This is a genomic window from Pseudacidovorax sp. NFM-22 (assembly GCF_021401245.1).
Lineage (GTDB): Bacteria > Pseudomonadota > Gammaproteobacteria > Burkholderiales > Burkholderiaceae_C > Xenophilus.
The window spans coordinates 778653-805647 of record NZ_JACBFY010000003.1; the positions used below are offsets into that span (position 1 = coordinate 778653).

The 26995-nt window shown below is 66.2% G+C and carries 28 protein-coding genes; 13 read left to right on the forward strand and 15 right to left on the reverse strand.

Annotation, left to right across the window (positions count from 1 at the left end):
* Positions 1–32 precede the first annotated feature (32 nt).
* Positions 33–812, reverse strand: a complete 780-nt coding sequence (locus L0984_RS14755) for an SDR family oxidoreductase (RefSeq protein ID WP_234194361.1) — start codon at positions 810–812, stop codon at positions 33–35.
* Positions 809–2002 (reverse strand): 2-methylaconitate cis-trans isomerase PrpF family protein, encoded by a 1194-nt coding sequence (locus L0984_RS14760; protein ID WP_234194362.1) that lies wholly within the window; start codon positions 2000–2002, stop codon positions 809–811. The genes L0984_RS14755 and L0984_RS14760 overlap by 4 nt, the downstream gene beginning before the upstream one ends.
* 187 nt (positions 2003–2189) lie before the next feature.
* Between L0984_RS14760 and L0984_RS14765 the strand changes: the two genes are divergently transcribed.
* The 7 genes from L0984_RS14765 to L0984_RS14795 all read left to right on the forward strand — a co-directional run bounded on the left by L0984_RS14765 (position 2190) and on the right by L0984_RS14795 (position 8551).
* On the forward strand, positions 2190–2546 hold the full coding sequence (locus tag L0984_RS14765) for a Zn-ribbon domain-containing OB-fold protein (RefSeq protein WP_234194363.1): 357 nt from the start codon (positions 2190–2192) through the stop codon (positions 2544–2546).
* A 6-nt stretch (positions 2547–2552) separates the two neighbouring features.
* Positions 2553–3689, forward strand: coding sequence for a thiolase family protein (locus tag L0984_RS14770; RefSeq protein ID WP_234194364.1), 1137 nt, complete (start codon positions 2553–2555; stop codon positions 3687–3689).
* An 11-nt stretch (positions 3690–3700) separates the two neighbouring features.
* On the forward strand, positions 3701–4480 hold the full coding sequence (locus tag L0984_RS14775) for an SDR family NAD(P)-dependent oxidoreductase (RefSeq protein WP_234194365.1): 780 nt from the start codon (positions 3701–3703) through the stop codon (positions 4478–4480).
* A gap of 26 nt (positions 4481–4506) precedes the next feature.
* Positions 4507–5475: a Bug family tripartite tricarboxylate transporter substrate binding protein gene (locus L0984_RS14780; protein ID WP_234194366.1), complete on the forward strand. Its 969-nt coding sequence runs from the start codon at positions 4507–4509 to the stop codon at positions 5473–5475.
* A 25-nt stretch (positions 5476–5500) separates the two neighbouring features.
* Positions 5501–6667: a CaiB/BaiF CoA transferase family protein gene (locus tag L0984_RS14785; RefSeq protein ID WP_234194367.1), complete on the forward strand. Its 1167-nt coding sequence runs from the start codon at positions 5501–5503 to the stop codon at positions 6665–6667.
* 12 nt (positions 6668–6679) lie between these two features.
* Positions 6680–7456: an enoyl-CoA hydratase/isomerase family protein gene (locus L0984_RS14790; protein WP_234194368.1), complete on the forward strand. Its 777-nt coding sequence runs from the start codon at positions 6680–6682 to the stop codon at positions 7454–7456.
* 111 nt (positions 7457–7567) lie between these two features.
* The gene (locus L0984_RS14795; RefSeq protein ID WP_234194369.1) at positions 7568–8551 is read left to right on the forward strand and encodes a Bug family tripartite tricarboxylate transporter substrate binding protein; all 984 of its coding nucleotides are present in this window, start codon (positions 7568–7570) and stop codon (positions 8549–8551) included.
* Between the two features lie 16 nt (positions 8552–8567).
* On the opposite strand, the gene L0984_RS14800 is transcribed toward L0984_RS14795, so the two are convergent.
* The 13 genes from L0984_RS14800 to L0984_RS14860 form a co-directional block, all read right to left on the reverse strand.
* Positions 8568–9440 carry a LysR substrate-binding domain-containing protein gene (locus L0984_RS14800; protein WP_234194370.1) on the reverse strand — a complete coding sequence of 291 codons (873 nt, stop codon included), beginning with the start codon at positions 9438–9440 and terminating at the stop codon, positions 8568–8570.
* A gap of 95 nt (positions 9441–9535) precedes the next feature.
* Positions 9536–10243 (reverse strand): ABC transporter ATP-binding protein, encoded by a 708-nt coding sequence (locus L0984_RS14805; RefSeq protein ID WP_234194371.1) that lies wholly within the window; start codon positions 10241–10243, stop codon positions 9536–9538.
* A 7-nt stretch (positions 10244–10250) separates the two neighbouring features.
* Positions 10251–11006, reverse strand: a complete 756-nt coding sequence (locus L0984_RS14810) for an ABC transporter ATP-binding protein (RefSeq protein ID WP_234194372.1) — start codon at positions 11004–11006, stop codon at positions 10251–10253.
* The gene (locus L0984_RS14815) at positions 11003–12016 is read right to left on the reverse strand and encodes a branched-chain amino acid ABC transporter permease (RefSeq protein WP_234194373.1); all 1014 of its coding nucleotides are present in this window, start codon (positions 12014–12016) and stop codon (positions 11003–11005) included. Before L0984_RS14815 ends, L0984_RS14810 begins: the two co-directional genes overlap by 4 nt.
* The gene (locus tag L0984_RS14820; protein ID WP_017758656.1) at positions 12013–12882 is read right to left on the reverse strand and encodes a branched-chain amino acid ABC transporter permease; all 870 of its coding nucleotides are present in this window, start codon (positions 12880–12882) and stop codon (positions 12013–12015) included. Before L0984_RS14820 ends, L0984_RS14815 begins: the two co-directional genes overlap by 4 nt.
* 15 nt (positions 12883–12897) lie before the next feature.
* Entirely contained in the window at positions 12898–14076 is a 1179-nt protein-coding gene (locus L0984_RS14825) for an ABC transporter substrate-binding protein (RefSeq protein WP_234194374.1), read from the reverse strand.
* A 93-nt stretch (positions 14077–14169) separates the two neighbouring features.
* Positions 14170–14808 (reverse strand): isochorismatase family protein, encoded by a 639-nt coding sequence (locus L0984_RS14830; RefSeq protein WP_234194375.1) that lies wholly within the window; start codon positions 14806–14808, stop codon positions 14170–14172.
* On the reverse strand, positions 14805–15848 hold the full coding sequence (locus tag L0984_RS14835) for a 2,5-dihydroxypyridine 5,6-dioxygenase (protein WP_234194376.1): 1044 nt from the start codon (positions 15846–15848) through the stop codon (positions 14805–14807). Before L0984_RS14835 ends, L0984_RS14830 begins: the two co-directional genes overlap by 4 nt.
* A gap of 23 nt (positions 15849–15871) precedes the next feature.
* On the reverse strand, positions 15872–16867 hold the full coding sequence (locus L0984_RS14840) for an amidohydrolase family protein (protein ID WP_234194377.1): 996 nt from the start codon (positions 16865–16867) through the stop codon (positions 15872–15874).
* Positions 16868–16884: 17 nt separating this feature from the next.
* A complete protein-coding gene (locus L0984_RS14845; RefSeq protein ID WP_234194378.1) occupies positions 16885–17400 on the reverse strand; it encodes an aromatic-ring-hydroxylating dioxygenase subunit beta in 516 nt (171 codons plus the stop codon).
* Entirely contained in the window at positions 17397–18707 is a 1311-nt protein-coding gene (locus tag L0984_RS14850) for an aromatic ring-hydroxylating oxygenase subunit alpha (RefSeq protein WP_234194379.1), read from the reverse strand. The genes L0984_RS14845 and L0984_RS14850 overlap by 4 nt, the downstream gene beginning before the upstream one ends.
* A 9-nt stretch (positions 18708–18716) precedes the next feature.
* Entirely contained in the window at positions 18717–19988 is a 1272-nt protein-coding gene (locus L0984_RS14855) for an NAD(P)/FAD-dependent oxidoreductase (protein ID WP_234194380.1), read from the reverse strand.
* Positions 19985–20302 carry a non-heme iron oxygenase ferredoxin subunit gene (locus tag L0984_RS14860; protein ID WP_234194381.1) on the reverse strand — a complete coding sequence of 106 codons (318 nt, stop codon included), beginning with the start codon at positions 20300–20302 and terminating at the stop codon, positions 19985–19987. The genes L0984_RS14855 and L0984_RS14860 overlap by 4 nt, the downstream gene beginning before the upstream one ends.
* Before the next feature lie 425 nt (positions 20303–20727).
* Here L0984_RS14860 and L0984_RS14865 point away from each other — a divergent pair, with 425 nt between their 5' ends.
* The 6 genes from L0984_RS14865 to L0984_RS14890 all read left to right on the forward strand — a co-directional run.
* Complete coding sequence (locus L0984_RS14865) at positions 20728–23109, forward strand: xanthine dehydrogenase family protein molybdopterin-binding subunit (protein WP_234194382.1); 2382 nt, start codon at positions 20728–20730, stop codon at positions 23107–23109.
* Positions 23106–23957, forward strand: coding sequence for an FAD binding domain-containing protein (locus tag L0984_RS14870; RefSeq protein ID WP_234194383.1), 852 nt, complete (start codon positions 23106–23108; stop codon positions 23955–23957). Before L0984_RS14865 ends, L0984_RS14870 begins: the two co-directional genes overlap by 4 nt.
* Positions 23958–23963: 6 nt before the next feature.
* Complete coding sequence (locus tag L0984_RS14875; protein WP_234194384.1) at positions 23964–25181, forward strand: xanthine dehydrogenase family Fe-S subunit; 1218 nt, start codon at positions 23964–23966, stop codon at positions 25179–25181.
* A gap of 118 nt (positions 25182–25299) precedes the next feature.
* On the forward strand, positions 25300–26106 hold the full coding sequence (locus L0984_RS14880) for an alpha/beta fold hydrolase (protein ID WP_234194385.1): 807 nt from the start codon (positions 25300–25302) through the stop codon (positions 26104–26106).
* A gap of 89 nt (positions 26107–26195) precedes the next feature.
* Complete coding sequence (locus L0984_RS14885; RefSeq protein ID WP_234194386.1) at positions 26196–26747, forward strand: MarR family winged helix-turn-helix transcriptional regulator; 552 nt, start codon at positions 26196–26198, stop codon at positions 26745–26747.
* Between the two features lie 106 nt (positions 26748–26853).
* A partial coding sequence (locus L0984_RS14890; RefSeq protein WP_234194421.1) for an acyl-CoA dehydrogenase N-terminal domain-containing protein occupies positions 26854–26995 on the forward strand: 142 nt, incomplete at its 3' end.

Below are 26995 nucleotides of genomic sequence, written 5' to 3' on the forward strand. Positions count from 1 at the left end.
GCGTGAACGCAGCCGCGTTCCGTCTCCGGAATTCAGCGGTAGGGGCGCGCGTGGGCCACGCCGCCGTCCACCACGAGGGTGGCGCCCATCACGTAGTCGCCGGCGCGCGAGGCCAGGAAGATGGCGGCGCCTGCGATGTCGTCAGGCGTGCCGATGCGTCTTGCGGGAATGTGCTCCGACAGCGCTTCTCCATGGTCGCGGGCATTGCGGTTCATCTCGGACGGAAACGCGCCTGGCGCAATGGCGGTGACCGCAATGTTGTCCTGTGCCAGGCGCATCGCCATCCGCCGTGTCAGGTGAATCAGCCCCGCCTTGCTGGCGACGTAGGAATAGTTTTCCTGAGGATTGAGCCCGATGCCGTCGGTGGAAGCGATGTTGATGATCTTCCCGACACGCGCCTGGGCTGCGGCGCGCATCGGTTGGGCCAGCGCCTTGGTCAGGAAGAAGGGCGTCTTGAGGTTCAGATCGACCACCTTGTCCCAGCCGCCTTCGGGAAAGGCGTCGAAATCCTCTCCCCAGGCCGTGCCGGCGTTGTTGACCAGGATGTCGAGCGTCGACTCATGCCGCCCGTAGGCGTCGGCCACGGCTTGGCAGCCTGCGACGGTGGACACGTCGTGCGGCAACGAAACGCAGTGGCCTGCGCTGGCGAGCTCCTGCGCTGCCAGATTGCAGGCCTCGGCCTTTCGCGCAGTGATATAGACGCGGGCGCCATGAGCGAGAAAGCCCTCGGCGATCATGCGTCCGATGCCTCGCGAACCGCCGGTGATGAGTGCCGTGCGCCCCTGCAGCGAGAAAAGATCCCCGCCATTCATGACGCCGACCCCACCGCGACGGCCTGCACGGCGTTGTCGTCCCGTGCGTCCATCCCGAGGCGCGATCGCCGCACATAGGCCGTGCCGTCGAACAGCCGCCGGGCCGTGCGTGTGAAGTGGACCTCCCGAACCGTCCATTCGTCGCCGCCCACATGTTCGACGTTCGCATAGATCTTGAGCACGCCGCTCGGGTGCCCGATCCGGATGCGCGCCGGTCCGGCGTGCGTGCCTCGCGCTTCGGCGGGAATCGTCCCCGCAATCTGCGCCGCCACCGAAAGGCAGACCGAGCCGCCGCCGGGGAACGCCTTGTGCATCGCGCCACCGTTGAGCACCATGCGGGCAACGAAATCGACCTCCGACGAGTTCACGACGCGGTCGCCGGCGATGGTCCGGTAGTCCTGTGCTTCGCTGATGAGGATCTGGTAGGGCGTCAAGAACCCTGACGAGGGAAGGTTGCAGCGTTCCACGGCCCAGCGCCTGACCTCCTCGGCCATCTCATAGATGTCTGCGCTGAGCTGGCCCGGCAACTCTGTACCGGTGATGCCCAGATCCGCCGCTCGAATGAAAACGCAGGCGGTACCGACATCGACCACGGACACCGGAATTTCGCGCCCAAGCTTCGATAGGTGGACCCAATCGCGGGCCTGCCCTGTAGGCAGAAGCTTGCCGGTGGTGGAGCCGCTCGTGTCCGAATAGTCCAGCGCCACTTCTGCGCCGGTGCCGGGCACGCCGTCCACCTCGCTGTCGCCTTCCACGCGCGGCTCGCCGTCGGCGCACTGCACGGCCATGCGCAGGATCTTTCCGGTGTTCGTGTTGTGCACCCGCACGGTGGTGACGGGCTCGTGCACGGGGATCAGCTTTTCCTGCAAGGCATAGACGCCCGTGGCCGATGAGATGTTGCCGCAGACGATCTCGAAGCTGAGGGTGGGTTGATCGATGCCCACCTGCACGAAGGTGTAGTCGATGTCCGCGTCCGGCCGCGACGGCGGCCCAATGATGGCGCACTTGCTCGTCAGGATGTCGGCGCCTCCGAGCCCATCGATCTGACGCACATCCGGACTTCCGAACAGAGCCAGAAGAAAGCGATGACGCTCGTGCGGATCGCTGGGCACATCGTGCTGCGACAGGAAGACGGCCTTGCTGGTGCCACCGCGCATCAGGGTGACGGGGACGCGAACTTGTTCTTTCATCGATCCAGTATGCGGCGCCAAAGGGTGCCTGTCCTTTGAGCTTTTCTGGCTTCTCTTTAGGCCGGCTAAACGCTCCGGATGCTTTAGCGCCACTAAACAGTGCCTAGCAGAAGTCCAATGACTGCAGGCATTCGGGTCTCGATACTTTTCCCCGTTGTGACGAACTCCCCACGGACAGGAGACCCCTTTGAAGATCATCAAGCGAACGGAATCCCCCTTCCGTGAAGCCCCCGGCGGCATGGTGCTTGTCGCCACCCAGGTAGGCGGGCAGCCAGCCCAGTTCCCGCCGATCGAATTCACCCATGGCGACCAACCGGTCGAAGTCGTCGAGCTCGGGCCCGTCGGGTCTCTCTACAGCTTCACGATCGTGCATCCCGGCAAGGAGAAGCAGCCCTATGGCCTCGCCATGGTCGACTTCGAACCGGGTGTGCGTGCGTTTGGTCGGCTGCTGTATGACGCCGAGCCGCCTGCCATCGGCGCCCGCCTTCGGGTGGTTCCCTTCGCGTTGCCGGACGGCACGCCCGACTATGCATTCCAGGAGTGATGCCCCATGAAGCAACCACTGATCACCGGCGTCGGCATCACTGACTTCGGTCGCTTTCCCGAGCTGACCGAAGAGGCCATGGCCCAGGCGGCCATCCTCGATGCGCTGGCCGATGCCGGCACACCGCTGTCCGAGGTGCAGGCGTTCTACTGCGGCAACGCGCTCGGCGCGATGCTGCCCGGGCAGCGCGCCTTGCGCGAACTGCACGCCAGCGGCGGCGCGGTCTACAACGTGGACAACGCCTGCTCCAGCGGAGCCACCGCGCTGAATCTCGCACTGCAGGCGCTCAAGGTCGGCCAGTACGACACCGTGGTGGTGTTCGGCATGGACCATCTGAGCAGCCTGGGCGGTGGCCCGCTGCAACTCAGCCAGAAGGACTGGAACAACCGACGCGGCATGATCATGCCCGCCCTGTACGCCATGCGGGCCCGGCGCTACATGCACGACCACGGCCTCGACCTGACGACGCTGGCGGACATCTCGGTCAAGAACCGCAAGCATGGCGTCCTGAATCCCATCGCCAAGTTTGCCAAGCTCGCGAGCCGCGACGAGGTTCTGGCGTCGCGTCCCGTGGCCGAGCCGCTCACGCTGCTGCAGTGCTGCCCCGCCGTGGTGGACGGCGCCGCCGCCCTCGTGCTCACGACCAAACCCTCCAGGGGCGTCGCCAAGCCGGTGCGTGTTCTGGCGTCCGTGGTGCAGTCGGGCTTGTTCGAAACCACACCGGTCGACATGACCGAGGCCGAGATCACCGCGCGTGCCGCCAGGCTGGCCTACGAGCAGGCCGGCATCGGGCCTGAGGACCTCAGCCTGCTGGAAGTGCACGACGCGTTCACCATTTCCGAGCTGCTGTACTACGAGGCGCTTGGTCTCTGCAAGCGCGGCGAAGCGGCAAGCCTGCTGAGGAGCGGCGCAACCGCTCTGGGCGGCCGCGTGCCGGTCAACCCCAGCGGCGGACTGATCGCCAAGGGGCACCCGCCGGGTGCGACCGGTGTCGCACAGGTGGTGGAAGTCTGCGAACAACTGCAAGGCCGTGCCGGCGCGCGCCAGGTGCAGGACGCACGCATCGGCCTCACGCAGGTCACCGGCGGCGGTATCTGGGGCGTCGACCACGCCGCCTGCTCGATCAACATTCTTTCGCTGTGATGGCCCTCTCCATGAACCCGACAGACATCATCACGCCCACCTCGCTGCACGGCCTCGTCGCCGTCGTGACCGGTGGCGCCAAGGGCATCGGCCTTGGCATTGCGCGCGAGCTGGCACAGGCGGGGTGCCGCCTCGCACTCTGGGACTTCGACGATGCCGCGCTGGAGGAGGCCAGGCGGACGTTGTCGAGCGAAGGGGCGGACGTGAGCACCTTCAAGGTCGACGTCAGTTCCGTGGACCAGGTGGAGGCGGCGGTGGCTCGGCTGCTGGCGTCGCATGAACGCATCGACGTCCTGGTCAACAACGCCGGCATCGGCGGCGACAAGCTGGTCTCCAAGATGGATCTCGCGTTCTGGAGCCGCGTGATCGAGATCAACCTGAACTCCCAGTTCATCTGCGCGAAGGCGGTCCTTTCGCAGATGGCGCAGAACCGCTTCGGACGCATCATCAACATCGGTTCTCGCGCATGGCTGGGCAACCGCGGCCAGGCGGCCTACTCGGCCTCCAAGGGCGCCGTGGTGAGCCTGACACGCTCGCTGGCGCTCGAATATGCGCGCAAAGGCATCACCGTCAACGCTGTGGCGCCTGGCATCGTGGAGACGCCGCTGTTCGCCACGCTCACCGAGGACGTGCGGCAGAGCCTGCACAAGACCGTGCCCATGGAGCGCATCGGCCAGCCCCAGGACATCGCCCGTGCGGTGCGCTTCTTTGCGGAACCCGGGTCGAGCTACGTCACGGGCCAGCTGCTGTACGTCTGTGGCGGCCGCAGTCTGAGCAGTCCTTCCGTCTGAAGCCCAACGACATCGGCAGGGCCGGAATGAATCGCAGAACACTTATCAAGTCTCTCGCTGCGCTGGGGCCAGCATCGGCGGCCTCGGCGTTTGCGCAGGAGTACCCGGCCCGGCCGCTGCGATTGCTGGTGCCCTACACCGCCGGTGGAGGCACTGATCTGGCGGCGCGTGTGGTGATGAAGAAGCTCAGCGAACAGTGGGCTCAACCGATCGTCGTCGAAAACAAGCCGGGGGCCGGGGCTGCACTGGCATACATCGAGCTCCTGCGCAGCAAGCCTGATGGATACGTGTTGACGACAGGCTCCGGCGTCACGTCGCTGCTGAACCTTCTCAACAGCAAACTGCCATTCGATGCTGCGACAGAACTGGTGCAGGTCGCACCGCTGGCGAGCGTGCCGATTGTTCTGGTCGCGAGCAACAAGGTGCCCGCTGGAAACGTGGCCGAGCTCATCGCCTATGCGAAGCAGCACCCTGGATTGAGTTTCGGCACGCCGGGTCCCGCAACGCCACATCATCTTGCCGGGGTGCTGTTCGCCTCGATGGCAGGTCTGCAGATGACGCACGTGGGCTATCGCGGCACTGCGCCCGCCGTTCAGGATGTCGTCGGTGGGCACCTGCCGTTGGCCATCGTCGGGCTGTCGACGGCAATTCAGTTCGCCCGAAGCGGTCAGTTGAAGGTTCTCGGCGTGGGAAGCTCGCGACGCTCCGGGCTGGCCCCCGACATACCGACGCTGGCCGAAGGCGGACTCGCCGGGTATGACGCGAGTTACTGGTACGACATCTGTGTGGCGAGCGGTGTGCCACAGCCTGTCGTGGAACGCCTGCATGCCGGCATCACCAAGGCCGTCCAGGATCACGACGTCCGCACAGCGCTCACCGCGGCGGGGCTGGAGCCCATGGCGGTGACTCGGGACGAGTACCGCCGTATGTTGCGATCGGAACGGGCCAAATGGGAGCCGGTCATTCGCGCCAACAACATCCAGATGGGTTCCTAGGATGCTGGCAAACGCTCTCCAGGGCTTGAGGGTCATCGACTTCACCCAGGTCATGGCCGGTCCGACCTGCACGTTGTGTCTGGCCGACCTCGGCGCCGATGTGGTGAAGGTCGAGGCGCCCAGCGGCGATCTCTCCCGCGCCCTTTCACCATGGGTCAACGGGGAGGGCGTCCCGTTCCTGGCGCTGAATCGCAACAAGCGCGGCATCGTGCTGGACCTGAAGCAACCGTCGCACCGGAAGGCTGCGCAGGAACTGATCGCGCAGGCCGATGTGCTGGTCGAGAGTTTCCGTCCCGGCGTGATGGCGCGCTTCGGGCTGGACTACGCCACGGTGTCCGCGGACAACCCGCGGCTCATCTACTGCTCGGTTTCGGCCTACGGCCAGCAGGGTGCCAGCAAGGACTTGCCCGGTGTGGATGGCGTGCTGCAGGCCGTGAGCGGTCTGATGAGCGTCACTGGCGCGCCAGATGGCGAGCCGTGCAAGGTGCCGGTGCCGGTCGTCGACCTGGTCACCGGATCGCTTGCGGCCATCTCGGTGCTGGCCGCTCTTCAGGACCGGCTACGCACCGGCAAGGGTCAGCACGTCGAGGCCAGCATGTTCGCCAGCGCCATCGCGCTGCAGCACGTGAGCTTCGCGTCCTACTTCGCGGACGGCGCCGTGCCCGGGCCGCAGGGCAACGCGGCCCCGTATTCGACGCCCAACGAGGCGCTGCGCTGCGCCGACGGGTGGATCATGGTGGCGGCCTATCACCCCGCCCGGTGGCAGGCCCTGTGCACCGTCATCGGTGCACCGGAACTCGCCTGCGATCCGCGCTTCGCCGAGAACAGGAGCCGGTTGCAGCACCGCCAGGCGCTGCTGGACTTGCTGCAGATGCACATGGTCCCGCATCCACGCGCCTACTGGCTGGAGAAGTTTGCCGCGGTGGACATCATCTGCGGCCCCATCAACGACTATGCCGAGGTGTCGCAGTCCCACGCCTTTGTCGAGGCGGAACTTGCGGAGCGCGTGCAGCATCCCGTCGCCGGCGCGTTGACGTTGACCCGCAGCGTGCTCGGCGCGGTGGGCGAGCGGCCGGCAGCGCGCCGCGCCGCGCCGACGCTCGGCGAGCACACGCGCGAGGTGCTCGCCGGGCTGGGCATGCCAGCCGCAGCCATCGACGCGGTGGCGCCGGCCAGCCCTTCTCACACCTGAAGAACGATACCCATGCCCATCATCTACACAGTCCAGGATGGCGTCGCCGTCGTCACGCTGAATCGGCCCGAGGCCATGAACGCCATCGACCCGGAATCCAACGAGCAGTTGCTCAGCATCTGGGATGAGGTCTCCAACAACGAGGACGTCCGCGTGCTCGTGCTCACCGGTGCGGGTGAGCGTGCCTTCTGCACGGGTGCGGACCTCAAGAAGACGATGCCGTCAGCCGATGGCGTCGCCCGGGAAGTCTTTCGCGGCGGCAGCCGGCACTTCAACTTCGGCACGCTTCACACCGACAAGCCCGTCGTGGCGGCGATCAACGGCTATGCCCTCGGCGGCGGACTCGAGCTGGCCCTGCTGGCAGATATCCGCATCTGCTCGGACAACGCCCAGTTCGGCCTGCCGGAGGTGCGGGTCGGCAGCATCCCGGGGGCGGGCGGCACGCAGCGCCTGATCCGCGCGGTGGGTCAGTCCGATGCCATGTGGATGCTGCTGACGGGTGAGCGCATCGATGCCGCCGAGGCACTGCGGATCGGCCTGGTCAGCAAGGTGGTGCCGCTTCCGGCGTTGCAGGACACAGCCACCCGGATCGCACGCGCGATGGCGGCCAATGCCCCGCTGGCGATGACGGCCGCCAAGCGGCTCGCGATGAATGGGCGAGAGCTGCCTCTGGCCGGCGGGCTGGCGCTGGAACGCCAGGCCTTCGGGCTGCTGCGAGACAGCGAGGACCGGCTTGAGGGACGCCGCGCCTTCGCCGAGAAGCGCGCTCCGGTGTTCCGGGGCCGCTGAGTTCTTCGCCTGAAGTACGGCAGGGGCCGACGAAGACGTCACCGCTTGTCCGCGCCACCCGAATCGGCCTGCATTCGGACAGCCGATCCGACCTTCCTCCTGGAGCACCCCGTGAAGACACCCCCGGCTTTCTTGCGCTGTAGCCTCGCACTCGCCATCGCGGCCTTCCTCGGCGCACCGCCGGTCGTCGCTCAGCAAGCCGGTCGGCCACCGGCCAGGATACTGGTGGGCTTTTCTGCCGGCGGCACTCTCGACGTGGTGACGCGTGCGCTGGCAGATCAGCTGCATGACTCCCTCCACCGTCCAGTGGTGGTGGAGAACAAGCCGGGCGCCGGAGGAAAAATCGCCATCGATGCGATGCGCGCCGCCCCCACAGACGGCAGCGTCGCCATGCTGTGTCCCGACTTCCTTGCGTCGATCTATCCCTTCGTCTTCAACAAGCTCAACTACGACCCGCAGCGGGACATCCTGCCGGTATCGACGGTGGTCGAGTTTGCGATGGCGCTGGCCGTTCCTTCCTCATCGCCCGTGAAGACCTTCGGCGAATATGCGCAATGGGTGCGCGCACATCCCGAAGGTGCCAACTTCGGTCATGCGGCATCTGGCGGTCCTACGCATTTCCTGGGGCTGCAGATCGGCAAGATCATCGGTACGCCGCTGCAGGACGTCCCTTTCCAAGGCGCAGCCCCGATGAGCGTGAACCTGGCCGGCGCCAATATTGCCGCGGGCACGTCCACGGTCGGGGACTTCGCGCAGCACCACGAGGCCGGCAAGCTGCGCGTGCTTGCCGTCACCTCGGCCCAGCGCTCCGCGCTCCTGCCGGACGTGCCGACCTTCTCCGAGCTGGGTCGCAAGGAGCTCACCACGGTCGGCGTGCTGGCCATCTGCCTGGCGCCTGGCACGCCGGCACCCGTCATCGCCGAATGGAGTGATGCCGTGCGAAGGGCGGCCGCAGCCGATCAGTTTGCGAAGAAGATCCGGACGCTCGGTTTCGTGAACACCGGAAGCTCGCCCGCCGATGCCCGTGCAAGGTTCGGCGAGATGCGGGCATTCTGGGAGCCTGTCGTCAGGGCCTCGGGCTTCAAGGCCGACTAGCGGTGTCGCAGCGCGCCTAGCGGACCGTCCGGATCCAGTCTCTGAAGAGCTGCACTGGCGCCGTGGCGGCCTTGATCGGGTCGCAGACAAGGTAGTAGCCAAGTTCCGTCCGCGCCGAGTGATCGACGGCAACGACCAGTCGACCCGTGCGCAGGTCGTCTGCGACATAGGCGCGCTGCGCCATTGCGACACCCAGCCCGTCCGCAGCAGCCTGATAGCACAGCGCGGCGTTCGCCAGCGTGATGCCGCGCGGGCGAGCGGGGTCGGCCACGCCGGCAGAACCGAACCAGAGCGGCCACGCCTGTGGTCGCATCATGGAGTGCAGCAGGTTGGCCTGCAGCAGGTCGCGAGGCACCTGCAGATGCCCGGCCTGGCCCGGTGCGCAGACCGGGACGAACTCGTCGTCGAAGAGATGGTCCAGCTCGACGTCGGCCCATTCGCCCATGCCATGGCGTATGGCGCAATCGGCGCCTTCGAGCCGCACGTCATCGGCGATGGCGATCGTTGCAATTTCCAATGCGATGTCGGGGTGCTCGGCATAGAAGCCATGCAGGCGAGGAACAAGCCAGCGGATGGCCAGGCTGGGCGTCACCTTGAGGCGCAGCTTCTTCTGCCTCTGGTCGTCGGCCAGGTCGCCGAGCGCGTCCTGGAGGCGGTCGAAGGCATCGCAGACGCGGTGGGCAAACCGCTCGCCCACCGCCGTGAACTCGATCGCGCGGCCGGACTTCTGGAGCAGCTGCACGCCCAGGCCGGCCTCGAGCTGCTTGATCTGCTGACTCACGGCCCCGGGGGTGACGTGAAGCAGCTGGGCCGCCCGAGAAACGCCCTTGGTCCGGTAGACCGCATCGAAAGCGCGCAGCGGACTCAGAAAAGCGCGAAGGTTCTGCATGGCGGACCGCAGCGGTATGGATCAGCCGCCGCTGCAGAGAAGGGCCCGGACCTTCGACGGCAGGCGTCGCCGCTGCCGCATGGCGCGCATCGACCTCAACATTTCTGGATACCGATGGTGCGGTTCAGCAGTTCCTCTTCCTGACGAAGCGCGACTGCAGGGCCGGAATAGGCGGCAAGGCCGCGTTCCAGCACGATGACGTCGGTGGAAAAGTCGAGCACGACGTCGACGTGCTGTTCCACGAGAACGCAGCCGACTCCCAGCTGGTCGCTCATCCGCACGATCGCGTCCATCAGTTCCTCGCGCACCATCGGGGCCAGGCCCTCGAGCGGCTCGTCGAGCAGGAGGATGCGCGGCTGCCCGACGAGCGCCCGCGCCACGGAGAGCATCTGCTGCTCGCCGCCCGACAGTTGGGTGCCACCGTTGCGCCGCCGCTCCTTCAACCGTGGGAACAACGCATAGACCTCGGGAAGGGCTGTTGCGGCCGAGCGCCCCTGCAGGCCCGACAGCAGGTTCTCTTCCACCGTGAGCGAAGGGAAGATGTCGCGGCTCTGCGGTACGTAGCCCAGGCCGGCCCGGGCCCGAGCGAATGTGCTGGCGCCGCTGATGTCGTGGCCGCCGAAATGAACGCGCCCCTTCATCAGATCGGCCAGGCCCATCGCGGTCGCCAGCGTTGTCGTCTTGCCGGCGCCGTTGCGCCCGATCAGCCCCAGGCGCTCGCCTTCGCGCACGCGGAAGCTCAGATGCTCGACCACGGGCACACCGGCGTAGCCGGTGGTGACGTCGTCGAACCGAAGTTCCATGGGGGTGCTAGGCATGGTGACCGTCTCGTCCGAAGTAGATCTGCTTGACTTGTTCGTTGGCCGCGACTTCCTGCGGCGTCCCCTCCACCATCACTGCGCCGGCCACCAGGACGATGATGTGCGTCGCGAAGCGGAACACCAGGTCCATGTCGTGCTCGATGAGCAGGACCGACAGGTCCTTCGGAAGGCGCTCGATGGCGCTCATGATGCGGCCGCCTTCTCCCTGCGGAACGCCCGCGCCGGGCTCGTCCAGAAGCAGTACTTCGGGTTTCATGGCCAGCGCAAGCGCGATCTCGGCAAGCCGCTGCTCGCCGAGCGCCAGCCGCCCCACCACCCGGTTCGCATAGGGCTGCAGGCCCAGCATGGCGAGGGTCTCGTGGACCTCTTCTTGCACGCGCGCCGAGCGCCGCGCGGAGGGCCACCACTGCATGGAGGCACGCAGCCGCTGCAGCACAGCGACCTTGACGTTGTCCTCGACGGTCAGCTCCTTGAACAGGCGGCTGATCTGGAACGTGCGAACGATGCCGTTGCGCACGCGTGAGTACTGCGGCAGCTGCACGATCGAGCGGCCGTCGAGCTGGATGTCGCCAGACCGCGGCCGGATCGCGCCGCTGAGCAGGTTGACCAGCGTGGTCTTGCCCGCGCCGTTCGGGCCGATCAGTGCCGTTCGAGCGCCCTGCGGCAGCGAAAGGGTGACGTTCTGCGTGACAGCCAGGCCCCCGAAGGCGTGGCACAGGTTGTGGGTGTGCAACCGCGGCGTCATCGGGTGCCTCCGCTGCGGCGCAGACGCTTGGCAACTGCCACGGCGCGGTCCGGAAGTCCCACCAGGCCTTCGGGCAGGACGACGAGCACGAAGATCAGCATCGAGCCGATCACGAAGAGCCAGTGGTACGGATTCAACGTCGATGCGATGTGGTGGATGGTCATGTATGCGACCGTACCGAGCACCGCACCGGCAAGGCGGCGTGTGCCACCCAGGACGATCATGACCACGACACCGGCGGACGTCGTGAAGTCCAGCATGAAGAGATTGGCCACCTTGCTGGTTTGTGCGGTCAGTGCGCCCGCCAGGCCCGCCACGACGCCGCCGACGGTGTAGACGGCCAGAAGGTGCAGGTAGACACGGCCTCCCAGCGCCTGGACGCGGCCCGGGTCCTGCCGTATCGCCCTGGCCGTCAGGCCGAAGGGGGACTCGACCAGGTTGCGCACCAGGAAGTACACCAGCACCAGGGCGCCCAGCGCATAGAAGTAGCCGGTGTGACCCATGAAGTTGAATTCCCAGATGCCGAACAGCGGAGCAACTTCGAATCCGGCAAGTCCGTCGTCGCCGCCGGTGAGCCATCTGGCCCAGTTGGCGAGTTCGAGCAGCAACTGCGCCACGGCGATGGTCAGCATGACCAGCGTGAGCTTGGTCGAGCGCAGCATCACCGCGCCGCTGAGCAGCGCGATCAAGCCACCGCCCACTGCGCCGAGCAGCAGCCCGATGATCGGATCGGCCGTCAGGTACAGCGCGGTCCAGCCCGCGACATAGGCTCCTGTGCCGTACAGCGCGGCCTGTCCGAGCGTCGCGATGCCTGCCTGCCCCAGCACGAGGCTCAGTGAAAGCGCGAAGATCGACATCGTCGCCATGTTGGTCAGCAACCCGAGGTCCGTCGGGAACAGCATGAAGGCCAGAAGCCCCGCCAGCGTCAGGACGATCTCGGCACGCAGCTGCTTCCACGGGCGAGCGCGAGGTGGCGCAGCCAGCGTCATCGACGGGATCACCGTACTCATGCCTGCCTCCCGAACAGCCCCTGAGGCCGGAGCAGCAGGACGATGATCATCGTCAGAAAGAACGCAGCCGATGCGAGCTGCGGAACCATGTACTTCATCGAGGTCTCCACGATGCCAAGCAGCAATGCTGCGAAGAACGAGCCAAAAAGATTTCCGTTTCCTCCCACGGCGACGACGGCCAGGAGGATCACGAGGTACTTGGAGGCGTAGGTCGGCTCCATCGGCAGCATCTCGGCGCCGGCAATGCCGCCCAGCGCCGCGAGCGCGGCGCCGATGGCAAAGGTGGCTGCGTAGATCTTCGTCGTGTCGATGCCGATGGCCCGCGCGATGGGCGCGTTGTCCACGGCGGCGCGCACCCGGATGCCGAAGGACGACCGGTCGACGGTCAGCCACAGGACGACGACCACCGCCAGTCCGCAGGCCACGACGATGAGCCGGTGCCGGGGAATGGCGCGAAAGCCAAGGTCCACCGAGCCGCCAAATGCCTCGGGCAGCGCGACGGAGGTCACGGACGATCCGAACATCAGGTTGACCGCTGCGGTCGCGACGAACATCAGTCCGATCGTCACCAGCATCTGGTCGAGATCGTCGCGCCGGTAGAAATGGCGCAGCAGAGTGCGCTCGAAGAGGACGGCCAGGACGGCCACCAGGGCGATCGCCAGCACGAAGCCCAGCCCGATGGGCACGCCCAGGCGCTGCGGAATGCTCGCCGCGAGAAATCCGCCGAGCATCGCAAAGGCGCCATGGGCCAGGTTCACCACACGCATCAGACCCATCGTCATGGACAGGCCGACCGTGATCATGAACAGGATCATGGCGTACGTGACGCCGTCGATCAGGATGCTGCTGAGAAGCGCAAACGACATGCTGCGGTCTCTGCGCTACTTGGCTGCGCCCTGGATGCGCCCATAGTCGGGCTGCATCTCGAAGGTGCGGAACTCGCGGTTGACGAAGCGTCCCGCGGAATCCTTCTCGACCACCCGCATGTAGACGTTCTGCACGAACTCGCGGGATACCGGGTCGATCTTCACCGGACCGCGCGGGCTCTCCCAGGAAAAGCCTTTGGCAGCGGCGAGGGCCTTGGGCCCGTCGCGCTTGCCGTCCGTCGCCTTGACCATGTGATAGATCACATGCAGGCCGTCGAACGCATTCGCGAGCTGGACGGTCGGAATCGCCTTGGGGGCCACCTCGGCCAGGGCCTTGACGGCGGCATGGTTCAACGGCGAGTTGTGCGTTGCCGAATAGAACATGCCGGTCTCGATCCCCAGCAGCTCGGGGCCGATCGCGCGCAGATGGTCCTCGTCCGTCTCGGCCGTGCCCAGGAAGCGCACACCCGCGGCCCGCAATCCCGCCTCGTTGTAGGCCTTGATCATGGCGTAGGTCGCCGGCCCGCCGGGACCGAAGACGTAGAGCGCATCGGGCTTGAGCGCCTTCACGCGTTGCATCAGGGGGCCGAAGTCTGTGGTCTTCAGCGGCGCACGGATGGCTTCGAGCAGCTTGCCGCCGCCGGCGATGAACTCGGTGTTGAACGCCTTCTCCGCGTCGAGGCCGGGCCCGAAGTCGCTCACGAGAGACACGACGGTCTTGACGTTCTTCTCGAGCGCGTACTTGGCCACGGGCACCGCCATCTGCGGCAGCGTGTACGAGGTGCGCAGCAGGTACGCGGACCTGTCAAGAAGCGAAGAGGTCGAGGCATTGAAGATCACGACGGGCACCTTCGCCTCCTGCGCGAGGGCAGCGACTGCCAGGGTGTCCGGCGTGAAATACAGGCCGGCGATGTACTGGGCGCCATCCTTGATGATGAGCTCTTGCGCCAATGCCTTGGCCTGCGCCGGATTGATCTCCGGCAGGTCGCGGTAGATGAGCTCGATCGTGTGTCCGCCCGCTGTCGTGCCGTTGAGCTTCTGGTAGGCCTTGGTCGCTCCTTCCCAGGTCTGCCCCACCGCGGAGAAGGGTCCGGACATGGGGGCGATCACACCCACCTTGATGACGTCGGCGTGGCTTTGCAGCGCGATTGACGCCAGTGAGACCGCGATCGCGGCTATGAGTTTGGGGGTCATTTTCTTCTCCAGGTAGCGGGGTTGCTGGGGGGCGGGCGCCCGGGTTTCGACGAGATGGGGAAGGGGAAGGGGGAGGGCGGGAAGCAGTGGGCTTCAGGCAGGCACGCCGTGCGCTGCTTCGGTGGCGTGCAGGGCGGCATCGCGCGGCATCAAGGTCGCGTATTTCTGCTCCATGTCGAACAGGTTGGCTTCGTGCGCCTGCAGCGACCGGTCTCCCACGCAGTCCGTCACGACCAGGGGGCGAAAGCCGTGACACATGGCATCCACCACGCTGGCCCGGACGCACCCGCTGGTGGTGCATCCCGCGATCAACAGGGTCTGCACGCCGCGCTGAGACAACCAGGACGCCAGCGAAGTACCGAAGAAGGCCGACGGGTGGATCTTGCGCAGCACGAGCTCGCCACTGGCCGGCTGCAGCTGCGGCACGATCTGGCTCTGCGGCGCGTCCTCGCGCAGGGCCAGGATGGGCGGTACCTTGAGCGCGAAGATGTTGGCGTCGGCACCGTCGTCCTGGTACACGACCCGCGTGTGGACGATGGGCCATCCGCGCTCGCGTGCCGCGTCCAGCAGGCCGCGCGTGCATTCGGTGGCCGGCGCGATGTTGCCGCCGCCGAACGTGAGCGGATCCGCGAATCCGTTGACGAAGTCGATGATCAGCAGGGCGTAGGGCGCCTTCGGTGCGACGGCGTGGCCGAAGCCCTGCTTCTGGTAGACGTCCGGATCGGCGCTCATCGGAAGGCCTCGTCGATGACCTTGCCGTCACGAACCACGACGACGTCGTCGAGCTTCACCGTGCAGTTGCGCAAGGGAATGTCGAGGTGGCAAGGCGTGGTGCGAGGCCCTCCAGCCTCGTTGTTGGGGCCCAGCGAGAACAGGAAGTTGCCCTCGAACGCACGCGCGTCCTGCCCCGATGTGGCTTCGCGGTCCACCAGCGACAACGTATGCCAGTAGCAGCGCGGCTGCATTCCCCAGCCGATGTGCGCAATGGCATAGGCCTCGGGGTCCTTGTAGGCCTCCATGAACTCGCGAAGCAGGGCGGCATCGACGTCACCTTCGATGCTGCGCACGAAGCCTTCATGCAGGTGCATGGTGATCTTGTCCGAGACATAGTTCTTCTGCGGCAGGAGGATGTCGCCGCGGTCGATCACGATGGTGCCGTCGCTGCCGCCTTCATTGGCGAAGGTGAAGAGGAAGCCGCTGGGCCAATGGTCCCACCGCCCCGGCTCCTCGCAGAAGCCGTACTCGGAGATGGTCGGAAACTCGCCAAGCTTGAAAGTCACGTCCGTGCCGGCCGGCGAGGTGACATGCATCCGCCGGGCGGACTTGAGCAGTCTCGATGCGGCGAGCACGCGTTCGCGATCGGCCTCGGTGGGCACTGCCCGGACGAGCACCTCCGGTGGCTCGACGGCCAGGAGGATCTTCGTCCCCGACTCCAGGATCTCCATCTGCTCGGGCGAGAACAGCAGCAGCATCAGGTCCAGGACGATGTCGCTGTTCTTCATCGCCGCAAGCGCGACCGGGTTGTTGGTGAGGGGCGTCTCCCCCAGATAGTTCATCAGGTCGCGGCTGGTGGCCTTCTCCGCGTTGATGGGCTGCAGCTCGATCCGGGTGACGACCGCGCCCGCGGCCTGCGCCGCGATCGTCGCGGTCTGCAGCGTCTGCGGATGGGTGTGGGGACCGCTGAGGATCGTGACCTTCTGGCCGCGCTCCACCTTGCTGAGCTTCAGAACCGCGTCCCAGGCCTTGACCATTTGGTAATCGCTGACTGGCATTTTTCGTCCTTGGTTTGAAAGTGTCAGATCTGCAGGAGTGCGAGGTCCTGCGGGCTGCCCAGCCTGAAGAGCCGGCGGGCATTGCCATGGCACACCAGCTCGCGGGTGCGCGCGTCGAGCGGCGCCTCCTCGATGAAGGTGCAGGCCTCGGCGGTGGACTCGTAGGGGTAGTCCACGGAGAAGAGCACGGCCTCGGCGCCGAGCTCGCCGAGGGCGCCCAGCAGTGCCGGTGCGGAGCACACGCCAGACGTCGTGATCAGGATGTTGCTGCCGATGTACTCGCTGGGCTTGCGCGCCAGCGTGATGCCCGAGGGGTACGCGGCGAAGCGGCTGTCGATGCGCCAGCGTTGATACGGCAGCGCCTCGCCCATGTGGCCCAGCAGGAGGGTCAGCCGCGGGAAGCGGTCGAACACCCCGCCGAACAGCAGGCGCAGTGCGTGCCCGGCCGTCTCCACACCCCAGCCCCAGGTGGCCCCTTGAAGGACAGGCATGCCCTCCAGCAACGCCGGCGGCTGGCTGAACGCGTTGGGGTGCAGATAGATGGGCACGCCGAGTGCTTCCGCACGCTCCCAGAACACGTCGAACTCTCGGCCTTCGTAGTAGCGGCCCAGAGTGTGGCCGTTGATCAGCGCGCCCTTGAAGCCGTACTCGGCGACAGTCCGCTCCAGTTCCCGGGCTGCAGCAGCCGGGTCCTGGAGCGCGACATGCGCGAAGGCGCCGAAGCGTTTCGGATGTCGCGCGACGCGCTCGGCGAGGAACTCGTTGTTCTCGCGTGCGCGCCGCACGGCGGCGGCGCCGTCGATCTCGGCCTGCACGCCGGGCATCGTCTGCGACAGCACGGCGTATTCGATGTTTCCGGCGTCCATCTCGGCCAGGCGCTGGTCGTCGAAGTCGCTCAGCCTGGCGTCGAGCCGGGCGACGAACTCGGCCGGCAACGCTCGCGTGTACTTCGCGGAATAGGCGTCGAATCCGGGGGCGCTGAAGTGCTCTTCGAGCGCGATCTTGGGAGTTGAATTCATTGGGGTCCTTGATGCATTCAGGCCGGGTAAGCCAGGGCCGTGTCCAGAATTTCTGTGTCGTGCACGACCTCGCGGCTCGCGATGAGCAGCCGCTCACCGTCGCGGACGAAGCGGTCGTGATAGATGCCCGCGAGATGCACGGTCGAAGGCCCCTCGACCAGGGTCTGCATCAGGATGAAGGGTGTCTGCGCGCTGATCGTGTCGCCCGTCTCCTCCAGCACACGCGTGATTCCCAGCACATGCAGGATGTGCCGGGGGGCGAACATCTGCGAGTGCGCCACGGCCAGGGCGCGGTCGGTGATCATGTCCAGGCCCTCGCAGTAGATGAGGCCCACGGGCATGCCGAGCAGCGCGTTCTGGCGCGAGGTGATCCGGTAGCTCGCGTCCTTGCTGAAGAACTCGGGCCAGCGCTCGATGTCGTTGGCATCGAGGGCGGCGCAGTACTCGACGTGGAAGGAGTCGATCTCTGCGCGCAGATCGGCTGCACGGCGCGGCGGGATCGTGCATCTGGTGTAGGCGAGCCACTCTTTCATGCTGCCACCTCCGCGACGGGGATGCCCATGACGCCCCGGTAGTACTGGTAGAGCGAGCGGATGCACGACTCCGAGATCAGGTTGCGCGCCGTTCCCTGGTGGCCCGCATCGAGCTTGACGACGTTGTTGTCGGTGGACGAATTGCGGATGCCCTCCTGGACGAACTTCAATGCCTCGTTGTCTTCGAGACCCAGGAAGCCGGAGGGTCCCATCAGGTTGCCCTGCCGGAGGCGGTGCCGTGTCATCTCGGGCGAGTCGTCCTCGTAGCCGAACATGGTCCACTGCATCACCATGCTGTTCGGGCCATTCGGAATGATCTGGCGCACACCCATCGTGTTCATCTGGCGCTGCACGATCAGGTTCGGCCACATGGTCATCATGTTGGCGGACCAGGGCGAGTCGAACTCGCGCACGTAGTCCAGGAAGCGCTCGTCGCGCAGCCGGAGGGTGTCGCTGAACGACCGCATTTCCGCCTTGTCGTCGGCGGCGACCGTGGCATAGACCTGGTCGGGCTTGGACGAAGCCATGTAGCCGTGACGGCCATGCTCCTTGTCGGCGAAGACGATCGACTTGATGCCAGGCACCAGAAGGCCGAACACCACGAGGAATGAATGCAGCAGCGTGGCGTGGTACGGATCCTTGAGGTTCTCGTGGTACATCTTCCAGTTGCACGGAAGCTCGTTGCGGCAATAGCCCAGGACCTTGAGCTTCCTGCCCGAGAACGGAACGTCGAACTCCTCGACGATCTCCTTGGTCATGTACTCCTCCAGCGGCGGCGTCTTGTCGGAGTAGGTGGCGAACACCACGCCGTTGCGCGTGGCCACGCGCAGTTGCCGGGTGCCGTGCTCGTCATTCTTGAAGTCCGGTGGCATGCCGCCGACCTTGTTGATTCCGCGCTTGAACGGGACGCCCTGCAGATTGCCCTTAAGGTCGTACGACCACTGGTGGTAAGGGCAGACGAACTCCTTCGCGTTGCCGTGGCTGGCGCGGCAGAACTCGGCGCCGCGGTGGGCGCAGCGGTTCTCGAAGACGGAAATCGTGTTGTCTTCCGCGCGAACGATCACCACCGCCGTGGCGCCCACATAGCCTCGCTTGTAGTCGCCGGGATTCGGGATCTCGGCTTCCAGCGCGACGAAGTTCCAGGTGTCGCCCCGGAAGATGCGCTCGATCTCCTGGTCGTAGATGGCCTGGCTGGTGTAGACCCAGTCCGGAATGTTGTTGAGTGCGTCCGCGGGCCAGACGCACTGCTCCAGGGGCGGGTTCTTCCGGGCATTGGTGATGCCGATGACCGCCTGCGATTGATACATGAATGCTCCTTAGGCTTTGAGGGGTGGTTGAACGGTGGAACGCACGCCGCCGCGCATCTGCTTGGCCCATGCACGCAGATCGGTGGCGTCCTGCTGGAATTCGTCGAGCAGGACCGGCTTCCCCTGTTCGAAGAGAGGCCGGAGGGCGCGGAGGTCGGTGCCGGCATTGATGGCCACGCCGTGCAGCGGCACGTCGCCGCGGTGTCCGATCCACAGCGCCTTGCCGTTGCTCGGATCGCCGCGGCGTACGTAGTCGAGACCGGGGGCCGGCAGGCCCAGCATCTGGATGTTGTGCCCGCCCTGGTCGGTCCAGAACCAGGGCACCGCCGGTGCGGGTGCGGTCGCACCGACCATGGCGGCAGCGGCGGTGCGTGCCTGCTCGTTGGCGTTCTGCCAGGATTCCAGGCGCGTCGGCGTCTCGTACCCGGGCCGTTGCTGGCTGGTGCAGTCGCCACACGCGAACACGTGTTCGTTGCTGGTGCGGCAATGCGCGTCGACGAGTACGCCACCGCCGGCGGCGACCTCCAGGCCGGCATCGCGCGCCAGTGCGTCATTGGGCGTGAGGCCGATGGCCACGACGATTTCGTCGGCCTCCAGTTCGCCGACATGGGTCGACAGGCGCATGCGATCCTCCGGCAGGATGTCGATGCGTTCGACCGCGGCGCCGAGCATGAGCCGCGCGCCAGCCTGCCGCAGACCGGATTCGAGCCAGGCCGACGCTTCCGGCGGAAGGAATCGATCAAGCAGGGATGTGGCGCGTTCGATCACCGTCACGGCCGAACCCGCCGCCAACGCGGAACTGGCGATCTCGAGGCCGAGAAAGCCGCCACCCAGGATCGCGATCCGCGGCTTGCCCTGAAGGGCGGCGCGCAACCTTCGCGCGTCATCGATGGTGCGCACGTAATGCACGTGCGATCGGCCCGGCGGTGCGGACGCCAGTGTGCGTGCTTCGCCGCCTGTGGCGAGCAGGCACATCTCGTAAGGGAGCACCTGGCCGTCGGCAACGCGAACTTCTCGGGCCGAGAGATCGAGCGCGACCGCCTCGTTGCTGCTTCGCAGATCGATGTCGACCCGTTCCCACGCATCCTGCGCAATGACGTCAAGGCCCGGCTCCTCGGGTGCCACCAGCACGGCCTTGGACAGTGGAGGACGCTCGTACGGCTTGTGGCGCTCCCGCCCGAGCATCGTGATGCGTCCGCGATAGCCGTGTCCACGCAGTGCGTGGGCAGCCACGGCCGCAGCCTGTCCGGCACCCACGATGACGACGCCGGGCGCGGTCATGGCTGGTCAGGCGACATCACGTAGATGTCATCGCCGTCCTGCTTTACGGCATGGGTGCGCAGGTCCACGGTGACCGGCGCGCACATCGCCTTGCCGGTGCGAATGTCGAAACGGCCCTGGTGCAGCGGGCACTCGACACAACCGTCCTCGACATAGCCATCCGCCAGCAGCGCGGTGGCATGCGTGCACATGCTGTCCGTTGCGAAGAACTCGTCGTCGATGCGAAAGAGCGCGACGCCGCGGCCTGCGACATTGACGGTCTTCGCTTCATCGTTTTGCAGCTCTTGCGCCGAAGCGACTTTGATCCAGTTCATGGCTCCATCCGGTGATCTCCGGATCTCTCAAAAGTAGTCAGTGAACTGTCATATTAGTGAGAGTTGAGGACGTTTTCAAGTGCGGGTTTGCACTGCAACGTGGCTGCACCAGAGTGGGCCATCGCGGCCTGAAATTATCCCATTGAGGGGCGTTCCAAGCACTCTGACGCACCAGATTCAGGAGGCAATGCTCTTAGGGTTTGCATCGGCTTTGGCAAGCTTCCCTCGTTCTGCTATCCGCCCTATACTTTTGGTCAGTGAACTGTCATATATTGATGGTGTTGCCCGGAGGAGCGTTGGCAGCAGGGCCCGGCACGAGTGCGGCGAAGGGGCTTGCTCCGCACGTCGATCACCTGGGCATTGCCGGAGATGGGCGGACTCGATGAAGTCCGGCACCCGCAAACAACTCAAGGAAAAGGAATTGCATGGACCGAGCAGACATTCCGGCGAGGCTCTTGAAGCACGAGGGCATCGGCGCCCGGGTTCCTCGAAAGGAGGATGCGCGCCACCTGGTGGGCAAGGGCAACTTCGTGGGCGACTTCGTGCTGCCGGGCCTTCAGGAGGTCGCGTTCCTGCGCAGCCCGCTGGCGCATGCGGTGGTCACGGGTGTCGACATTCCCCACGCTCTCGCGGGGAAGGTGTTCGTGCGGGACATGATGTTGGACGCCGCCGACATCGGCTCGCCGTCTTCGGTGCCCACCTACCAGTACTCGGCATTGCCGCCGTTGGCCTCGGGCAAGGTCCGTCACGTGGGGGAGGCCGTCGCCATGGCCGTTGCTCCGACGCGTGCCATCGCTGAAGACCTGCTGGAGGAGGTGGACGTCTCGTACGACGAATTGCCCGTGTACTACAGCGCTGAGGCGGCCCTCGCGGCCACCGGCGAGTTCATGCATCCCGAATGGAAAGACAACGTCTTCCTTACGCTGCGTGCAGACCGCGACTTCGACGCGCTCGCCGCCCAGGCCGAAGTGAAGGTCAGCCGCGCGGTCGAGCTGTCGCGCCAGTGCATCGTTCCGCTTGAAGGCAAGTCGGTCCTGGCCTACTGGGATTTCCAGACCGATCAGCTGGTCGTCGTCAGTGCCACCCAGGTCCCGCATCTGCTTCGCGTCGGCATCGCTCAGCACCTTGGCATGAACGAGGAAGCGGTGCGCGTCGTGTCCCCCGACGTCGGCGGTGCCTTCGGCTACAAGGGGCAGCTCTATCCCGAAGACCTTTGCGTCGCCTGGCTGGCCAAGACCTACCGCACGCCGTTCCGCTACCTCGAGGATCGGCGCGAGCACCTGATCGTCGGTGCCAACACGCGGCAGCATCACTACCAGCTCACGGCCTATGCGGACCGCACCGGCAAGCTGCTGGCCCTCGATGCGGTCATCACCATTGATGGGGGAGCCTATTCCTACTATCCCTTCTTCGTCGGACTCGAGCCTGGCCAGGCGATCGGCAATCTGCCCGGTCCGTACAGCTTCCGCGGCTACCGGTGTGAAACCCTGTGCGTCGCGACCAACAAGCCCGGGTTCATGGCCTACCGTGGCGTGGCACGCACGGGCGTGTGCTTCGCGATCGAACTCCTCATGGACGCGGTGGCTCGGGAGGTGGGCCGCGAGCCCTGGGAGGTCCGTCTGGACAACCTGGTGGCGGCCTCGGCCATGCCCTACGTCAACGTGGCCAACAAGCACTTCGACAGCGGCGACTTTCCGGCAAGCCTGCGCCGCGCCGTGGAGATGATCGAACTGAAGGCCGTCCGGGAGCGCCAGGCGCGCGGTGAGCCGGACGGGCGCCTCATCGGGTTTGGCACCGCCACATACACCGAGCAATCGGCCCATGGCACGACGGTGTTCGCCAACTGGGGCCTGCCTGTGGTGCCGGGCTTCGATCAGGCGGTCGTGAGGATGACGGCGGACGGCGGCCTCGAGGTTCGCGTGGGCGTGCACTCGCATGGCCAGGGCATGGAAACCAGCTTCGCGCAGATTGCCAATGACGTTCTGGGCATTCCGGTCGCAAGAATCCGGGTGGTGCATGGCGACACCGCACTCACGCCGTTTTCCTCGGGTACCTACGCCTCGCGCGCCACCGTCATGTCGGGCGGTGCGATCTCGGTCGCGTGCAAGGAGCTCCTGCCGCGCATCCAGTCGATCGCCGGCTATCTCATGGGCGTAGAGGCGCAGACCGTTGCATTGGTCGAAGGACGCGCAGTGTCGGGCGACAAGTCGATTCCGCTATCGGACGTCGGTGGCGCCTGGTATCTCACGCCGCAGGACCTGCCCGCCAACGTCCATCTGGGGGGGCTGGAGGTGTCACGCGCCTACAAGCCCGCCGTCGACACCGGCACTTTCACGTATGCCACACATGCGGTGGTGGTGGCCGTCGACACCGAGACGGGCGAAGTCGAGATCCTCGACTACGTGGTCGTCGAGGACTGCGGGACCATGGTCAATCCGATGATCGTCGAGGGTCAGACCATCGGCGGCATTGCGCAGGGCATCGGGACTGCGATGTACGAGGAGAGTCCGTACGACGAACAGGGCCAGCCTCTGGCGTCCACGCTGGCGGACTACATCCTTCCCGGCGCCACCGAGGTGCCACGCATCCGCATCGACCATTTCGAGACCCCTTCGCCGCACACCGAGTTCGGCGCCAAAGGCGTGGGGGAGGGAGGGGCGATTGCACCGCCTGCGGTGATCTTCAACGCGGTGAACGACGCCCTGCGCGGCACCGGTGCCGCCGAGGTGCTGATGACGCCGCTGACGCCGCGTCGCCTGCTCACCGCTCTCGAGACCGCGAAGCGCGGGCAGGAGCACATGCGATGAAGGCACCGAAGTTCGGATACACGCGCGTTCTCTCCATCGACGACGCGATTTCGGCACTGGCGGCGGGCGCGGGCACGGCCAAGGCCATGGGCGGCAGCCAGTCCCTCGGCCCGATGCTCAACCTGCGGCTGGCGCGGCCGGCGCAGGTGGTCGACGTGGCGCAGATTGCCAGCCTGCGCGCCGTCAGCCGCACGGCCGGCTGGATCGAAATCGGCGCCGCCGTCACCCACGCGGAGATCGAGGACGGCATACATCCTCCGCTGGCGGAGCACCCCATGCGTCAGGTGGCGTCCGGTATCGCCTATCGCGCGATACGTACCCGAGGCACCGTGGGTGGCAGCCTGGCCCATGCCGATCCTGCGGCGGACTGGGTGGTGGTGCTTGCCGCACTCGGCGCACGGGTGGTGGTCGGATCGCCGCGCGGCGAACGCACGATCGACGTCGATTCGTTCATGCTTGGTGCCTACACGACGGTGCTCGAGTCCGATGAACTGATCGTGTCTGTCGCGGTGCCGGCGCCGACCTCTGCGACGCACTGGGGCTACCACAAGGTCTGCCGCAAACCAGGCGAGTTCGCGGAAGCGAGCGCGGCGGTCTACTTTGACGCTTCGGCCCAGCGTGCACGGATTGTCTTGGGGGCCGCGGATGGTCCTCCCATCCTTCTGCATGCCCTCGCAGCCGAGATCGAGCGCAAGGGCGCCAGTGCTGCCGATCGGCACTCGCTCGGGGCGGCGGTGCGTGCGGCGCTGCCCGGCCGCGACGCGATCGATCACAAGCTCTTCACCGCCTGCGTGGAGCGCGCACTCGAGCAGTCCGGCGTCCTGGCCGGCACCCAACACGCGGAGTAGAAGCACTTGGACCCCATCAGCATTCACGTCAACGGTCGCAGCGTCACCCGGGCGAGCGAGCCCCGGACGCATCTTGCCGACTTCCTGCGCGACGAACTCCGCCTCACCGGCACACACCTCGGCTGCGAACACGGCGTGTGCGGCGCCTGTACCGTGCTCGTCGATGGCCAGCCCACGCGCTCCTGCATCACCTTCGCGGTGGCATGCGACGGCCGGGAAGTCACCACCATCGAGGGTTACGACGACGATGCAGCGATGCGACTGCTGCGCCAGGCGTTCACGCGGCACCATGCGCTGCAGTGCGGCTTCTGCACGCCCGGGATGCTGGCCACATCGCGAGACATCGTGCTTCGACTTCCCGATGCCGACGAAGCCCGTGTGCGTCTGGAGCTTTCCGGGAATCTGTGCCGTTGCACGGGATACCAGGGCATCGTCGATGCCATCCTCGACGTGCTGCAGCAGCAGCGCGACGCGCCCGACGCGCAGTTCGAAAGGCTGCGCCAGAGACTGAGCGCGCCGCGGACGGCCGCGGTGAAGCGCCCAGATGCCACCGTGCCGGCCGAACCGCCGGCGCCATCGCCCGGCAAGGCTGCCGCATCTGATGCGGCCGGCATCGCCGACATGGCGGAAGTCGATCCGGTGGCCATGGCCAAAGCCAAGGCAAAGGGCAATGCGATCGAAGTCCACTTCGATGTGCCTCATCCCATCGACCGGGTATGGGCGTTCATGGGTGACCTGCCCGCGGTGGCGTCCTGTCTGCCCGGCGCGACCATCGACTCGCACGAGGGAGAAAAGGTCAAGGGCACCATCGCCATCAAGTTCGGCCCGATGTCGGCCGCTTTCGCAGGCGCGGCGCGGCTGGAGCGCGACGATGCCGCCCGGCGCGCCGTCCTCAGGGGCGCAGGTCAGGACAGCCTGAGCAAGTCGCGCACCCAGGGCGACATCACCTATCGGCTCGAAGCGCTGTCTGCCGACAGCACCCGGGTCCACGTGGACATGATCTACGCGCTGCAGGGCCCGCTCGCGCAGTTCTCGCGCTCGGGCCTCGTGAAGGATTTCGTGCGCCGCATGGTGGCCGACTTCGGCCACCAGATCTCGCGTCGGCTGAGCGGGCAGGCGGGGCCGATCGATGGAGCGCCCCCCACGGTGTCCATGGCCGGGATGATGTGGAGCGTGCTGTGGAACCGGATTCGCAGTTGGTTCGGAGCGAAGCCGCGTTCATGAGAGTTCCCCCGTCATGTGTCGGCACGCCGCAGAGAACACGGCGCCAGCGCTTGTCGACGCAAGCTCCGACGCGCCCCTGGCTGACCGCGGCTGCTGAGCGGACGACCGAGGAGTTGCATTGAGCCACTTTCTTTATGGGTACCAGGTTCGTGCCAACGGGGTTCGCCTGCACCTGCTGCGCTATGGCGGGCAAGGCCCCTGCATGCTGCTGCTCCCAGGCATCACCAGTCCCGCGATCACCTGGGGCTTCGTTGCCGAGCGGCTGGCCCGCCACTTCGACGTCCATGTCCTGGACTTCCGGGGGCGGGGCTTGTCGTTCAGCGAGCCCGGCATGGACGCGAGTCTCGACGCCATGGCGAGCGATGTGGTCGAACTGATGGCGCTGCAGGGTTGGGCTCCCGTGACGCTGCTCGGGCACTCCATGGGTGCCCGCGTCGCGATCCGCGCGGCCACGCGAGACGCTCGGCGCATCGATCGGCTGCTGTTGATCGATCCCCCAGTCTCCGGCCCGGGCCGCCGTCCCTATCCGGTGCCGCTGTCGTGGTACGTGGATTCCATCCGGCTGGCTGCACAGGGGATCTCGGCCGACGAACTGCGCCGCTACGCGCCCACCTGGACCGACGAACAGCTGCAACTGCGGGCCGAATGGCTGCACACATGCCGCGAGGAGGCGATTGCCCAGGCGCATGCCGGTTTTCACGACGACGACATCCATAGCGATCTGGCCAGCCTCAAGACGCCTGGACTCCTGATGGCGGCGGGGAAGGGCGGCACAGTGCTCGCGGACGACCTGGCAGAGATCAAGGCGCTGGCGCCGGGCTTGACGCAGTGCGTGGTGCACGGCGCCGGGCACATGATCCCCTGGGACGACGAAGATTCGTTCTACCGCTTGCTGGGAGCGCATCTTGAGGTTGAATTCCTCTAGCGTCGGCCGCGGCGTTGGGACAGTTGCATCGTGCTTTGGGCAATGAGGCAGTCGATACACTCGATGGAGAAAGTACTGGCGATCTCGACATGACGAAGCGTTCCTCCGTGGCCAAAGAGAAGAAGGGTGGGTCGGCAGAGCCGGTGAAGCGGCAGGGTGCCCAGCCCTTCAATCCGCTGCGCGAGGTGATGTGGCGTCGCCCTGGGTTCCTGATTCGCCGACTCACCCAGATCGGCCAGGCACTGTTTTTCGATCTGTGCAAGTCCGAGAGCATCACGCCTCTGCAGGTGGGCATGCTCACGGCGCTGTCCATGAACCCTTGGCTGGACCAGAAAGCCATCGGTCGGGAGCTCTCCCTGGACCGTACGACGACGGCCGAGGTGCTCAAGCGCCTGGCGGACAAGGGGCTTGTCGAGACGCGCGTGAACCCCGAGGACCGCCGCTCCAGGCTGTCTGTCATCACCGCGGAGGGCTTGAAGCTCATCAACGACCTGCAGGAGAGCATCCATCGATCGCAGGAACTGCTGATCGAGCCGCTGCCTCCCGAGGACCGGGAAGTCTTCATGAAGCTCCTGGCGAGGCTTGTCGATGCGCACGAGAAGATGGAGCGGCAGCTGGAGCAGCAGGAGCACCCGGAATAGCCGAGGGGCTCCACCCTTCAGCACTGTCTCTGGCGGCGCGATGCATACGGCATCGTGCCAGTCGCGTTCACGCCTGCGGCGCAGGCATACCAACCAATTCGCTGATATGAGCTACACGGCCCCCCTGAAGGACATGCTGTTCGACATCGAGCATCTGGCGCGCATCGACGAGATCGCCCAGATGCCGGGCTTTGGCGACGCCGGCCTGGACACCGCCGCCGCCGTGCTGGAAGAGTGCGCCAAGCTGA